This window comes from Anaerobacillus sp. ABA4_114 (assembly GCF_056159065.1).
The window spans coordinates 2482787-2495943 of the sequence record NZ_JBSWUM010000001.1; the positions used below are offsets into that span (position 1 = coordinate 2482787).

At 41.5% G+C, this 13157-nt stretch carries 15 protein-coding genes; 5 read left to right on the top strand and 10 right to left on the bottom strand.

Going from position 1 to position 13157, the window contains the following annotated elements; all coding sequences use genetic code 11:
• Positions 1-62: 62 nt before the first annotated feature.
• Complete coding sequence (locus tag ACXAEY_RS12605) at positions 63-485, top strand: exosporium protein C (RefSeq protein ID WP_474812315.1); 423 nt, start codon at positions 63-65, stop codon at positions 483-485.
• Positions 486-512: 27 nt separating this feature from the next.
• On the opposite strand, the gene ACXAEY_RS12610 is transcribed toward ACXAEY_RS12605, so the two are convergent.
• The 4 genes from ACXAEY_RS12610 to ACXAEY_RS12625 form a co-directional block, all read right to left on the bottom strand.
• On the bottom strand, positions 513-1451 hold the full coding sequence (locus ACXAEY_RS12610; protein WP_474812317.1) for a glycosyltransferase: 939 nt from the start codon (positions 1449-1451) through the stop codon (positions 513-515).
• Positions 1452-1526: 75 nt separating this feature from the next.
• Positions 1527-1751, bottom strand: a complete 225-nt coding sequence (locus tag ACXAEY_RS12615) for a hypothetical protein (protein ID WP_474812318.1) — start codon at positions 1749-1751, stop codon at positions 1527-1529.
• Positions 1752-2187: 436 nt separating this feature from the next.
• Complete coding sequence (locus tag ACXAEY_RS12620) at positions 2188-2445, bottom strand: hypothetical protein (RefSeq protein WP_474812320.1); 258 nt, start codon at positions 2443-2445, stop codon at positions 2188-2190.
• Entirely contained in the window at positions 2442-3239 is a 798-nt protein-coding gene (locus tag ACXAEY_RS12625) for a UTP--glucose-1-phosphate uridylyltransferase (protein ID WP_270181665.1), read from the bottom strand. Before ACXAEY_RS12625 ends, ACXAEY_RS12620 begins: the two co-directional genes overlap by 4 nt.
• A 199-nt stretch (positions 3240-3438) precedes the next feature.
• Here ACXAEY_RS12625 and ACXAEY_RS12630 point away from each other — a divergent pair, with 199 nt between their 5' ends.
• Genes ACXAEY_RS12630 through ACXAEY_RS12640 form a run of 3 tightly spaced genes read left to right on the top strand, consistent with a single transcriptional unit; the run spans position 3439 to position 6985 of the window.
• Positions 3439-4719 (top strand): UDP-glucose dehydrogenase family protein, encoded by a 1281-nt coding sequence (locus ACXAEY_RS12630; RefSeq protein ID WP_474812323.1) that lies wholly within the window; start codon positions 3439-3441, stop codon positions 4717-4719.
• Positions 4716-5663, top strand: coding sequence for an NAD-dependent epimerase/dehydratase family protein (locus ACXAEY_RS12635; protein WP_474812326.1), 948 nt, complete (start codon positions 4716-4718; stop codon positions 5661-5663). Before ACXAEY_RS12630 ends, ACXAEY_RS12635 begins: the two co-directional genes overlap by 4 nt.
• Before the next feature lie 5 nt (positions 5664-5668).
• Positions 5669-6985 carry a glycosyltransferase family 4 protein gene (locus tag ACXAEY_RS12640; RefSeq protein WP_474812328.1) on the top strand — a complete coding sequence of 439 codons (1317 nt, stop codon included), beginning with the start codon at positions 5669-5671 and terminating at the stop codon, positions 6983-6985.
• A 28-nt stretch (positions 6986-7013) separates the two neighbouring features.
• On the opposite strand, the gene ACXAEY_RS12645 is transcribed toward ACXAEY_RS12640, so the two are convergent.
• The 4 genes from ACXAEY_RS12645 to ACXAEY_RS12660 all read right to left on the bottom strand — a co-directional run bounded on the left by ACXAEY_RS12645 (position 7014) and on the right by ACXAEY_RS12660 (position 10572).
• Positions 7014-7283, bottom strand: a complete 270-nt coding sequence (locus tag ACXAEY_RS12645) for a hypothetical protein (RefSeq protein WP_270181661.1) — start codon at positions 7281-7283, stop codon at positions 7014-7016.
• A 130-nt stretch (positions 7284-7413) separates the two neighbouring features.
• Positions 7414-8214 (bottom strand): hypothetical protein, encoded by an 801-nt coding sequence (locus ACXAEY_RS12650; protein WP_474812330.1) that lies wholly within the window; start codon positions 8212-8214, stop codon positions 7414-7416.
• A complete protein-coding gene (locus ACXAEY_RS12655; RefSeq protein WP_474814810.1) occupies positions 8180-9262 on the bottom strand; it encodes a CotS family spore coat protein in 1083 nt (360 codons plus the stop codon). The genes ACXAEY_RS12650 and ACXAEY_RS12655 overlap by 35 nt, the downstream gene beginning before the upstream one ends.
• A gap of 170 nt (positions 9263-9432) precedes the next feature.
• Positions 9433-10572: a glycosyltransferase family 4 protein gene (locus tag ACXAEY_RS12660; RefSeq protein ID WP_474812332.1), complete on the bottom strand. Its 1140-nt coding sequence runs from the start codon at positions 10570-10572 to the stop codon at positions 9433-9435.
• A 415-nt stretch (positions 10573-10987) separates the two neighbouring features.
• Here ACXAEY_RS12660 and ACXAEY_RS12665 point away from each other — a divergent pair, with 415 nt between their 5' ends.
• The gene (locus ACXAEY_RS12665) at positions 10988-12046 is read left to right on the top strand and encodes a CotS family spore coat protein (RefSeq protein WP_474814812.1); all 1059 of its coding nucleotides are present in this window, start codon (positions 10988-10990) and stop codon (positions 12044-12046) included.
• A gap of 34 nt (positions 12047-12080) precedes the next feature.
• Here ACXAEY_RS12665 and fabI read toward each other — a convergent pair whose 3' ends face one another.
• Entirely contained in the window at positions 12081-12857 is a 777-nt protein-coding gene (fabI, locus tag ACXAEY_RS12670; protein ID WP_270181657.1) for an enoyl-ACP reductase FabI, read from the bottom strand.
• Positions 12858-12949: 92 nt separating this feature from the next.
• Complete coding sequence (locus tag ACXAEY_RS12675) at positions 12950-13099, bottom strand: hypothetical protein (protein WP_270182071.1); 150 nt, start codon at positions 13097-13099, stop codon at positions 12950-12952.
• Between the last annotated feature and the right edge of the window lie 58 nt (positions 13100-13157).

Here is a 13157-nt window from a genome sequence, read left to right on the forward strand (position 1 = left end):
CTTGTCTATTCAAATTTTTTCCAAATACATAATATGAGTAATACAAGAAAGCAGGTGATAACTTGATCAAGCAAACAATATATGATTTTAAAAGAAGTATCCCAACTACAGGAAGTGGAACGTTAAATCGAAACATTCCGACGTCTCCTTCTTCAATAAGACTTGCACAATTTGGTTTGTATGTACCTGAACAAGCAGATTATGTTCAGCTTAATGCTACGGTCGGGGTACGAGCTACCGCGTTAAACCCAACTGTTCTATTTAAAGTTTTCAGAGATACAGGCGTAATCTTTTCTACTAGACAATCATTAGACTTAGATCTTTTCGACCTACAAACCGTTTCATTTCAAATCATTGATGATAATCCACCTGCAGGAGCCTATTCGTACTACGTTACTGCTGAACTAGATGAATCGATTGTTCTAGATAGTGCTTCTGTCGTCGGACCAATCACGTTCACTGGCTTTTCAATCGGCAAATCTTAACACAACAAAAAGACGCTGAAGCGGTCCTTACCTTCGCGTCTTTTCTTTATCTATGATCACTTTTTCGATGTGTTCGATCAGCTCATCTGCTCGTTTCGATGTAGAATGATTCGTAATCACCATCTGATGACCTGCTCTTGCTATTTGAAGTCGTTCTTTTTCATGTTTCAAATAATACGAAGCTTTCTGAAGCACATTCTGTTCATTAACAGCCACAAAGGTTTTCCCATCAACGAACCCGAGATCTGTTAATTCTTTCGATGATGAAGCTAAAAGGAGACTATTGCATGCTGGCACTTCAAAATATTTTAGTACTGGATAATGATAGATTGAGTCACACGTAAAAAACATTTTCGCACGATTTAATTCCATTGCGTAAGCTTCCCCTGCTAAATGACCTTTGCCAATTCGTTTATATCCAGGATGTTCATGGTATTTAAAATTCGTCGAAGCCTTCAATTGGTTGTACATACTCGCACGCAGTGGATAAAAGCTTGGAAAGAGTGCACCAAGCATTAAATAATCAGTACTTTTACCTAGCTTATAATCTTTGAAGACCGATGTGTCGACATGATGAGGAAACCAAATGAAGCGGTCCTGAAATTCCGGATACCATTTTAAAAACGCATCTCGATAGTGAGCAAAGATTACAGACACGTTCCCTTTCTCGATAAACCGTTTACGGTGCTGCTTTTTATAATGAAGGTCATGCATAAAGATTCCGACCGGTATGTCTGTTTCATTGATTCCTCTTATATATGGACAATATGTTGGGTGTTGATCATTCAGTAATATAAAATCTGGACGTACTTGAATCTTGGCCAGGATTTCAGGTAACAAGCCATGATCATACCAGAGGATGACGTTTGCTCGTTTTTGTAACTCTTTCACTAAAAAGTAACTGCTTCGCTCTACGTGATTCGATAAGTCTTTTGTAATAAACAGTATCGTTCGTTTACGCCTCATGCTCCCCCACCTTTCTTATAAGTAGAATATAAAAAAGGTTTCACACATGTGAAACCTTCCTTCATGAGAACAGTATTACATTTCGATTGATACAATCTGAGGAGTACAAACTAAAATTTCATTAGCCTGTCCTGAAGCTCCTACAGGAGTGAAGATCACATAGTCTGCACCAATTTCTTTGATTGTCACACCCGCAAGGTCTGGTGTCCCATCCCCGTTTTGAGAATTCTCAACATAAACCATCTCAAGAACTGCATTCGAATTTTTAAGCTGGTAAAGCTTAGAGATAAATGTTCGCATACCATAACTCCTCTCACAATATATTCTAGGTTTATTCAACCTACTTTAATATAAATATGTATCCAAAAAATGGTTGTTTGGACAAATATCATTTTTTATAAAAATTATTTATACAATCTATGAAAACGAGCAGTTAGATAACTATTTTGTAAAAAAATGGTTGTATTGCTCATACACTTTGTACCAACTTCTAATACATTATGGTAAGCCTGAAAAATGTCAGGTTGATCTTTTGATAAGGAGGAAATAATATGAGAAGAAGTCTTTTTGACGATTCTTGTTGTGGTAGCGTAAGACCTACTTCACATTGTAAAGGCTGCGTATGTCATGTATTGCAACGTCTGGCTAATGGCAACAACTGCGACATTTGGGAAGATACAATGACTGAAGTATATCTATTGCCTAAAGGGCAAACAGGATATTTGTTTGTGGATGGTCAAGACGATCCAACACCGTTTACTTTTATGGGGTTCGAATCACATAGTTGTTGTGCAAGGTTCCGATATGCTCCAGCAGACTCTACTATGCCACCTAGAACAATTATCATCGACTGCAGCACGCTTGCTGGTATTTCCCGCGTTACACCAAACGGACAATAATAGATTTTCTTCATCGATGAAGGTTGCTGAAAAGCAGCCTTTTTTAATTGAAAAAAGCCTCTAATCAATAGAAGCTTTTCATTCTTTTCACTCATGTTCGATAAATAGCCTGAATCAACTTGATATACTCCTCTTCTTTCCCAATATCAAACCGTTCACCTGAAGAAATTCTGGCGAGACATCGCTCTTCTGTAAGAATATCCTTTATTGCATCTGTCAGTTGAATTTCGCCCCCTTTACCAGGATTCAGCTTATTCAACTTTTCATAGATGTTCTTGGTAAATATATATCTTCCTGTTACTGCGAGGTTTGAAGGCGGATTGGAAGCAGGTTTTTCTACTAGATCTGAAATCTCGTAAATTCCTTCAGACGTTTGCTTTCCTTTTATTACTCCATAGTCTTTAAGGTGCTGTTCTGCTACCTCTTTCACTGCGATCACATTTGCTCGGCTCTTATTATATACCTCGATCAACTCAGATAGAGCTGGCGTTCCAAGGAAGATGTCATCTGGAAGTAGTACAGCAAATGGGTCTTCACCAGTAAACGACTTTGCGAGAGAGATCGCATCACCCAACCCCTTTGCATGAGACTGCCTTACATATTGGATGGAGACGTTTGGGACCTCCGTTTTCTTTAATAAGTGTGTTTTATTTACACGCTCTAGAAACGCTTCAAGTTCTAATGAGTGATCAAAGTAATCCATGATAAGGTTTTTTGTTCGTGAGATGATGATCAATATTTCTTCTATACCAGAAGCAACTGCTTCTTCTACTACATAGTGGATCGCCGGTTTACCACAGATTGGGAACATCTCTTTTGGTATTACTTTTGTGATCGGTAGGCTTCTTGTACCATAACCGGCTGCAGGAATCACTGCTTTCTTTATCATACGTGCTCCCCTTCCTCTGTTCTCTATTTTAATACTTTATTCAAGGGTTAAATCACAGTAACTTGTCTATTGAAAAACAGGCGAATAAGCATTACGGATGAATGCCTATTTATTACCAACTAATGCAATTTCATCACACCAACGCCTTCAAGCCTAATACGATATAAAGTAATGTGATTGTTATTGGAGGGAACACCGGATGGATATATGTATCGTTGGTGCAGGCTATGTTGGTCTAACGACAGCCGTTTTGCTTGCTGAACTTGGACACAACGTCCATTGCATCGATAAAGATATCGATAAGATCGAGAAATTAAACCAAGGGATTTGCCCTATACACGAGCCGGAGCTCGAGGATTTAATAAAAAAGAACACCAAGAATGGACGATTGATCTTCTCTGATGATCGTGAAGCATGTATGCTTCATTCTCCTACCATACTCATCGCTGTCGGTACCCCGCCGAAACCGAACGGCGATTCTGATTTAACAGCTTTTAAGAAAGTGTTCCAACACATCTCGCAAAAAATCTCCACACACAAAACGATCATTATTAAAAGCACCGTCCCTCCTGGTACAAATGAGTGGGCACACAACTACCTCATCGAGAAAGGAGTCGACCAAAACCTGTTCGATGTCGTCTCAAACCCTGAATTTTTAAGAGAGGGCTCTGCCATTTACGATTCGTTTCATCCGGATAAGATTGTGATCGGCTCACGATCTACAAAAGCAAGAAAACGGGTGAAAGAACTATACGCGCAGTTATCAGCTCCCGTTATCGAGACGACCTTAACAGGAGCAGAGATGATGAAATACGCTTCAAATGCATTTCTTGCTACAAAAATATCGTTCATCAATGAATTCGCAAGAGTTTGCGACAAGTATCACGTCGATGTTACTGACGTAGCCTCGTCACTAGGAATCGATCCGCGAATCGGACCGCACTTTTTACAGTCCGGACTTGGTTATGGCGGTTCGTGTTTTCCGAAAGACCTCGATGCACTTTGTTATGCTGCAAGAAAAAAGCGGATTTCAACTCAGCTATTAAAGGCTGTAAAGCAAGTTAACAGTGAACAAGTCGATTATTACATCAGGAAGTTAGAAAAGAAATTACGAGGACTAGAAGGAAAGCGTATTTCAGTATGGGGGCTTTCTTTTAAACCTAACACAGATGATATTCGTGATTCGCAGTCGATAAAACTCTGCGAAAAACTCATTAAAAGCGGGTGTTCAGTCTTTTCTTTCGATCCAGAAGCACATGCTGAAAACCTATTTATCCATCAAACGAACGATATGTATGATGCGCTATCAGGTTCCGACGCGTTGATCGTCGCAACCGACTGGGCACTATTCAAATCACCTGATTGGGAACGAGTGAGGAATGAATTGAAAGGAAGGATTGTATTGGATGGTCGGAACTTTCTTGATCCAGAAGAAGTAAAACATGCTGGTTTAACTTATCTTGGGGTTGGTCGAGCATGACGATTCTCGTAACGGGTGCTGCTGGCTTTGTTGGCTCGCACCTATGTGAGCAGCTTCTTAATACGTCCGAAACCGACGTGATTGGCATCGACCTCAACATCGAGGGAAATGAAACTAAAATAAGAAACATAAAGCAGCTGCTCAAACGGCCGAAATTCAAGCTCTACGACATTGACCTTTTAAAGCAAGACCTCTCTGGCTTGTTAAAAAATGTGGATGTGATCTACCACCTTGCTGGGATACCTGGTGTAAGATCAAGTTTCGGCAGCGACTTTGAACGCTACATCCTCAACAATGGCCTGGTCACTCAAAAACTACTAGAAGCAAGTAGAAATCACTCAATCACAAAATTCATCTATGTCTCCACCTCCTCAGTCTATGGGGAGAAGGTTGGAAAGGTTTCAGAAGATATGAAAACGGTTCCCCTCTCACCCTACGGAGTAACAAAGCTCACAGGAGAACAGCTTTGTCATATTTATCATCTTTATTTTGGGGTGCCTGTCGTCATTTTGCGTTACTTCACAGTGTATGGCCCAAGACAACGCCCTGATATGGCATTCCATCGATTCATCATGCAAATGCTTCAAAATAAACCGATAACGGTATATGGAGACGGGCTTCAATCAAGAGATTTCACCTATGTGAGCGACTGTGTTCAGGCGACGGCAGCTGTAAAAGATGCAGACAACGTCGTTGGGGAAACGATCAACATAGGTGGAAAAGAACGTGCTACCGTCCTAGATGTGATTTCCATACTAGAAGAACTTCTTTCTAAGGAAGCCAAAATCAATTTCGTACCGAAAGCAACAGGTGAGCCGATGCACACATGGGCTGATATTTCAAAAGCTGAAAACCTGTTAAACTATCGACCAAGCGTGTTGCTAAGGGAAGGGTTAATGAATGAAATTATAGATTTAACCAAGTTATACGGTAGAAAGGATTGAGGATAGTGAATATCGCCTACGTTTGCACAGAAAAACTTCCATCTCCCGCTGTAAAAGGTGGGGCGATTCAGATGATGATCGATGGGGTGCTTCCTTATCTCACAGAACACCACTCCATGACTGTATTCTCTGTTCAAGACCCAGAATTACCTGACTATGAAGAGATAGACTCAGTTACGTATATACGAGTCCCTCGTGAAAATTACAGCGAAAATGTTGCAGAAGTACTTACTGAGATGACACCTTTTGACCTCATCCATGTTTTTAACAGACCCAAAGCTGTCATTCTGTATAAGAGCGTCATGCCAGAAAGCCAGATTGTCCTGAGTCTTCATAACGATATGTTTAAAGAGCGAAAACTAAGTGATGAAGAAGGCATGAAAGCGATCGAGTGCGCATCCCAAATCATGACAGTTAGCAATTATATTAGAGGAACGATATTAAATCGGTTTCCAGAAGCCGATGAGAAGATTCAAGTCGTCTATTCTGGTGTCGATCTAACCCAGTTTCAACCTTCGTGGACGGATGAGGGAAACAAGGTCAAACAAAAGTTAAAACAGAAGTACCAACTAACGAACCGAAAAGTGATCCTGTTCATCGGAAGACTCAGTAAGACAAAAGGACCACATCTTTTGATCAAAGCGATGCCAGCCATTTTAAAAGAACACCCCGACGCGGTACTCGTTATTTGTGGAGGAAAATGGTTTAGCGACAACCGTTTGAATGAATACGTCTCATACCTCTACAAACTTGCTAAACCGTTAGGAGATCATGTGCTCTTTACAAAATACATTCCTCACGAGGACATACCAAGAACCTTCTTAATCGGTGATGTTTTTGTCTGCAGTTCACAGTGGCAAGAGCCCCTCGCTCGTGTCCATTATGAAGCGATGGCTGCTGGTGTTCCACTCATCACAACGAAACGAGGAGGAAACGCTGAGGTTGTAACGCATCTGCACAATGGTCTTGTGGTAGGAGCATACCGGCAGCCCTCATCTTTCGCAAGGGCAGTATGTGACTTGTTAAACCACCCTGAGAAAGCGATAGAATTGAGCTTAAATGGACGTAAAGTAGTAGAAGCGAATCATACGTTTCAACACGTCGCAAACCGCTTAGAACGCGTATATCGTAAGGCATGTCCTTTAGAAACCATTCTACCCGCCATAGAACAATCGCTTGAACCAGTTGAGGAAGTTGAAGATTTTGACGATGACACGTTTATATTTCCCGAACGTTCACCTACCCCGGTACAAGAAACGAGGCAGTCTAAATTAGAGGAACCCTGGATCTTCGATAGAACTTACAGACAAAAAAAGAAATAGAACCGGTCGTGACCGGTTCTATTTCTTTTTACTCGTCTTCTTCGTCCTCTTCGTCAAACTCTTCTTCCTCTTCATCATCAAGGATTTGAGTATCTTCAATAGCTGCTGCTTCCTCTTCTTCCTCTTCTTCCTCTGCTACTTCCTCTTCCTCTTCCTCGTCATCGTCTAAGTCAAACTCGAATGAGAGCTCTTCTCCACTCACCATTTCAAACGCTAGTTCCACTTCTTCGACTTCTCCTCCTGCAAGCATTTCTTGCAGCTTTTTCAATACTTCTTCGTGCTTATCGTGATGCGCCATCATAATTCCCCTTTTTCGTTAATTTGCATTGTATTCTCGTTAAAGAATTCTTTATAGGGTATGAACATTTTGATTTTTTGTATAGGACAAATGGTGCGATTTACCTTCCACTGATGAACCTATTTTTCGATCAAGCTGGTACCCAGATTGAAGAAGCCTTCATTGGGCGATCGATTACTCTCACTTTCTTTACGCATTTTTCATCTTCATCTTCATCTTCGTCCTCTTCATCTTCATCTTCATCTTCATCTTCGTCTTCATCTTCGTCTTCATCTTCTTTAATCACGTGTCCTTCTAATTTGACCTCTTCTTCAATCGGTAACTCATCCTCTACTTCTTCAACCTCTAGCTCATCGGTTACATCTTCAGTCGTTTCCTCAACCTCCAGCACGTCTTCAACTTCTAACTCCTCATCTTCTACAATAGGTTCTTCACAGCCACAATCTTCTTGGAAGAATGATTGCTGATTCATAACTGGGCAACGATATCTGCTTTTACCTAAATTACGAGGTCGACCGATCGTTCTCACCGTAAGTGCATACTTCTCTTCAAGTTCTCCATGTGTCTTTTCTGCTACCGGGGCTTCTTCAACGTTCTGTACAACTTCTTCTATCTCGCTTAATTCCATAGTCGGTTCTTCTATTGGAGCACTACTAGTTTCAGGCTCCTCACTAACACTTTCGGGGCTAAGCTCTTCTGAAGAAACAAGGGGTATGTTGACCGTTCCATCGCCTGGAGGCAATTCTTTCAAGTTTGTCGTTGGAATCGGAGGTGTATGAAGTGAAGATGTGGTGTCTACTTCTAACTCCGCTTGCCCATCAAGGATTTTTTCATATTCTGCATAACTCCACCCCATCGAACCAGGAGGAGAGAATCGAAACTCTTCAAGCTCTAACTTAGGAATCGCTTTCTGCTGTGAAACTTGTTCCATCGCTTATGACACCTCCTTTTATTCCTTTGAAAATTCCATCAAAATTCGATAGAAACTCTTCCTTTGAATTTTCTACAGCGATAATGTTCCGAATGTGCATCAAATATTTTTCATCTGACCAGGATCTTTTCTGACTGAGATAGTATTTATGAGCGATGGCACAGAATAAATGAGGAAATTTCAAATCTGTCCATAGAACCCGATATTGCCCTTCTGTTAGGGGATGGACCTGGTCATAATGGATGAGCATCTCCTCTGCTAGCTCATGATCCCAAACCGCAAGCTTCTTCATTACTTTATTCATCAGAATACGAATATCTCGAGATGGTAAATCAGCATTCACTGAATGAAGATCTCTCATGAAGGCAGCCCCATCTTTCTCGATCAAACGAGCCATCGTGAAATCTTGCTGACAGAACATTTTTGACTCAAAAACTTCATTCGTCCATGAAGAAAAGTTTGGATTGTCTAGTTCAGCTAAAGCTTCTTTTGCACGGGCGAGCATCAAATCGACCTGTTGTAAAAACAGAATTGAGAATTGATCCGTTGTGTAGTCGTTCGCAAGCTTTTTATAGCCTTCTAGCTCTTGAATCTTCCAGCGATATAGCTTATGCCACTTGTCTATTCGACTTCGCTTCTTGCTTCCTTCAGGTTGAACGTATCCTTTCGAGGCATTGTGGAATTGTCCGATAAACGCCATCGTTTTCTTCGTCTGTTCTTTATCGTAATACAGCATCGTTTCGCCTTCTACATCTTCATACAGAACATAAGCATGGTCTTCACCCGCAAGGATCAATCCATTGTTTCGAGTTCGAATCAACTTTGCGATCGGCATGCCTTTTTCTTGGAGATGCCAATGTGCACCTGCAATGTAAAGCATCCGATCGGGTCTGATGAACTCTTGCCTCAACATCATCGTTCCTTGCTTCGTATGCACACGCCATTTTGTTCGTCCTTGTCTACTGAAGATCAAATGAACCGCTGTCGGTTCAACGGGATAATAACGGAGTACTTGGTTCAATTCAGCAAGATTGGCTGTTTCATGCACAAGAGAATAATCTCCGTCGTCAGCTAGATCTTCCATGTCTTCATTCAAATCATCGATCTCTTCACCGTCTATGTCTTCACTTACGTCTTCAGCCTCTTCAGCATGTTCCAAATCTTCTAACTCCTGCTCAAGATTCCTTTCTTCTTCCACGATCGTTTCCCTCTCTTCCTCTACCGTCTAGAAGCAGCTTCATAAACGGATTTTAAGTTAGACGCTACTCGATTCCAGCCAAACTTCTCCTCGACATACGCACGGCCGAATTTACCGTAGCGATCTCGAGTTCCTTCACTTGAAAGAAACTTGCCAATCATATCTGCATAGGCAGTAGGCTCATCAAATTGATGGATCACGTTCCCGTTCTTTCCCTCTACAATCACTTCGGGGTTCCCTCCACGGTCACTTGTTAATACAGGTAATCCAGCAGCCATCGCTTCGTAATGAACGCGTGCGAGCGGCTCTTGCCACTGTGAACAACATACGAAAACATCCGCCATCGAGTAGAGCTTTGGAATGTCCTTCGGCTCAACAAATTTAATGAACGTAATGTTGTCAGGATACATGGCACCTAGTGTATAAAGGTGCTTTACATAGTTGTTTACATCGTTCTCACCAAACCATTTAGATCCAATGAAAACCATGTGTGCATCTGGATGTTGTTCGATAATTTTTGGCAGCGCATGAAGCAGAATATGAGGCCCTTTTACTTTACTCAGTCTTCCAACGAACAAGATGACCTTCTTATTTTCAATATTCAATTGAGACTTGATCGAATTTCGTAGTTCTCTGCCTTTCGATGTCCATCTCGGATGATAGGTGTTTAAGTCCACACCAGAATAAACCGTTTGCACTTTTCCTCGCGCTGAAGGAAAACGATCTGTGATCGTTCGCCCGATATAATCACTCACCGTAACGATTTTCGAAACGAGGGAGATACACGTCTCTCCTTCTTCGTCCTCCATCTTTCCTTGTGCGAACATTTCGTTATGGACGCTCAAGATAAACTTACTCGTAGGTGACGCCTTCTTTAATGGTTCGATCCAAGCTGGACGATTACAAACATGGATAACGTCGAACCTGTTATCACTGATCTCTTGGATAAGCCCTTCTAAATAATCTTCTTGATTGATGCGAATGTACTGCACTCCATTGCTTCTTTCTCTTGATTCCAAATTTGGATCATCAATCGATATGACAGTCACATCATGATGATTTGCTAGAAGTTTTGAAACGGCTTCTAAATAAATTTGAATCGCACCGCCCCGTATTGCTGGAACAGGCAACTTCTCTGTTGCGACTAAGGCAATTTTCATGTTCACCCTCCTTTAATTCTTTAAGACTCCGTATGCGAACGCCGTATGACGTTGATAAATTTTAGAACGTTAAGCAGAATACCACTTAAAATTCTGTTTATAAGCATGATACGGAGGAAAAGGAAGGTTGTGCGAAATCCTATACTTAAAACATAAAAAGGGCTTTACCACCTGTTAAATATACCTATTTTTGAATAGATTGGTCGAAAATGGTGACATGACTATCTCATTCTCCATAACGTATTAGGAACAGATATGATAGGTAGGTGAACTTATGGAAACTTGGCACAATAAAGATGGAGCCTCAGAAGAATTCAGAGGATCCAATCAGGTAGTGTTTCGCTCTTCAGACATTGCCGATGAAAGTGATGTTGAGGTAACCATCGACGCGCCCGTAAGCGATTCGTTTCACAGCATGGATTTAAGCAACCTTGTTGACCCGGAAGAGGAAGAAGCCGGTACAGAACTTACACCAGAAATGCAGGAAAAGCTAACGAAGCTTGCGGAACTTTTACTCCCTAATTGGGAATTTAACGTATTAAGTATCGAAGTCATACAAGGTGGCCAAATGGCTCTTGTATGGAAGTTTATGACTGACGAAGGACCTAAGTGTTTAAAGAGGATACATCGTCCGGAAAAGAAAGCACTCTTTTCCATTCATGCGCAGGATTATTTAGCAAAGAAGGGTATGCGCGTGCCTGGAATTATTCCGAACAAAGATGGCAGTCTTTATACGAAGCATGGTCCATTCCTGTTTGTTGTCTATGAATGGATTGAAGGAAGACCGTTTAACTTGACCGTTCCAGAAGACTTGCAGTGGATGATGAGAGGCCTTGGGGACTATCATACACAGTCAGTTGGCTATGTTCCTCCTCCAGCCACACCAATTTTCTCAAAACTTGGTAAATGGCCTAAGCACTACATTAAGAGATGCCAGCAGATGGAAACTTGGAAACTGATCGCAAAACGTTTTCCAGAAGACCCTTTTTGCCAGCTATATTTAGCAGAAATCGATCCATTCATCGTGAAAGGAAGAGAAATTCTAGACCAACTTCGTGCTTCTCATTATCCAGAATGGGTAGCGGCTTGTAAGAAGAGACCAAGTCTTTGTCACCAAGATTATGGAACTGGAAACACACTTCTTTCAGAAGAACAGATCTGGATCATTGACCTTGATACTACTACTTTCGACTTGCCGATTCGTGATTTGCGTAAGGTAATCATTCCCTTGATGGGTGATACGGGTGTATGGGACCATCAGCTGTTTGAACTGATGTTATCCGCTTATGAAGAAGTTGCACCGTTAACGCCAGAACAAAAGAATGTGATGTACATCGACATGCTATTCCCTTATGAACTTTACGAAACGGTCAGCGAGCGGTTTGGAAGAAAGAATGACATTATGCCAGAGGAATTGATGGCAGCGTTTGAATATGAAAAACGCAAAACAGAACAGCTTTCTCAGCTGCTATAAGAAAAACGCCCCGGCATGTGCCGAGGCGTTTCCCTTATGTTGCGATAATGTTGTAGCCGCTATCGACGTGAATCATTTCTCCGGTGATACCACCTGAAAGATCACTCATCAAGAAGAGTGCAGTATTTCCTACATCTTCTTTCGTTACTGTTCGACGAAGAGGTGATTTCTCTTCAATTTCTTTTAAGACAGAGTTGAAGTCTCCTATGCCTTTTGCAGCAAGGGTACGAATTGGTCCAGCTGAAATGGCATTTACGCGAATGCCATCTTTTCCAAGGTCATTCGCAAGGTACTTCATGCTTGCGTCTAGTGAGGCTTTTGCAACACCCATCACATTATAGTTGTTCACGACACGTTCTCCACCAAGATACGTCATCGTTAAGATGCTTCCACCTTCTGTCATCAACGGACGAGCAGCCTTTGATACAGCTGTCAGTGAGTATGAGCTGATGTTGTGAGCAAGCATAAAGCCTTCTCTCGTTGTTTCAAGGTACTCTCCCTTTAGCTCCTCTGTTTTCGCAAACGCAATACAATGCGCTAGTCCATGAATCACACCGACTTCTTCTTTGATCTTTGCAAAAGTCGACTCGATCTCATGATCGTCTGTTATGTCACAAGGTAAAATAACAGAATCATCACGATCAAGCGTAGCAGCAAGATCGCGTACGTTTTTCTCTAAACGGTCGCCAGCATATGTAAAAACAAGTCTTGCTCCAGCGTTACTTAGTGCTTGAGCAATTCCCCAAGCGATGCTGCGTTTATTCGCAACACCCATTACGACGTATGTACGATTTTCAAGAGACAGGTTCATATCCATGCTCCTCCTCGATTTTTTATTATTAGTTCTTAGCACCACGTGCTAATTATAACATGATTGATGGAACCTGTACCATGTAGAATTCATTACCCTTTGCTCGTTTCGATATTTCTTTTTTCATAACCGCAATGAGGGCATACAAAGATAATGTTCTGATTAGATTGAGCGGTAATCGTATGTTCTAGTTCACTCTTCTTATGACAAGCCGGACACACAACTTCAAGTTCAGGGTTCAAATCCATGACCTCCTTCAACTGCTAGTAGTATCACCTCGAAGGAATTTTCTATACGAAA

Coding starts and splice junctions, on each gene's coding strand:
- ACXAEY_RS12620 (WP_474812320.1), bottom strand. CDS start 2,445: ATGAGTGAAAAGAATGAAAAGCTTCTATTGATTAGAGGCTTTTTTCAA.
- ACXAEY_RS12660 (WP_474812332.1), bottom strand. CDS start 10,572: ATGAAAATTGCCTTAGTCGCAACAGAGAAGTTGCCTGTTCCAGCAATA.
- ACXAEY_RS12630 (WP_474812323.1), top strand. CDS start 3,439: ATGGATATATGTATCGTTGGTGCAGGCTATGTTGGTCTAACGACAGCC.
- ACXAEY_RS12665 (WP_474814812.1), top strand. CDS start 10,988: ATGGATTTAAGCAACCTTGTTGACCCGGAAGAGGAAGAAGCCGGTACA.
- ACXAEY_RS12610 (WP_474812317.1), bottom strand. CDS start 1,451: ATGAGGCGTAAACGAACGATACTGTTTATTACAAAAGACTTATCGAAT.
- ACXAEY_RS12650 (WP_474812330.1), bottom strand. CDS start 8,214: ATGGAACAAGTTTCACAGCAGAAAGCGATTCCTAAGTTAGAGCTTGAA.
- ACXAEY_RS12625 (WP_270181665.1), bottom strand. CDS start 3,239: ATGATAAAGAAAGCAGTGATTCCTGCAGCCGGTTATGGTACAAGAAGC.
- ACXAEY_RS12615 (WP_474812318.1), bottom strand. CDS start 1,751: ATGCGAACATTTATCTCTAAGCTTTACCAGCTTAAAAATTCGAATGCA.
- ACXAEY_RS12635 (WP_474812326.1), top strand. CDS start 4,716: ATGACGATTCTCGTAACGGGTGCTGCTGGCTTTGTTGGCTCGCACCTA.
- ACXAEY_RS12645 (WP_270181661.1), bottom strand. CDS start 7,283: ATGGCGCATCACGATAAGCACGAAGAAGTATTGAAAAAGCTGCAAGAA.
- fabI (WP_270181657.1), bottom strand. CDS start 12,857: ATGAACCTGTCTCTTGAAAATCGTACATACGTCGTAATGGGTGTTGCG.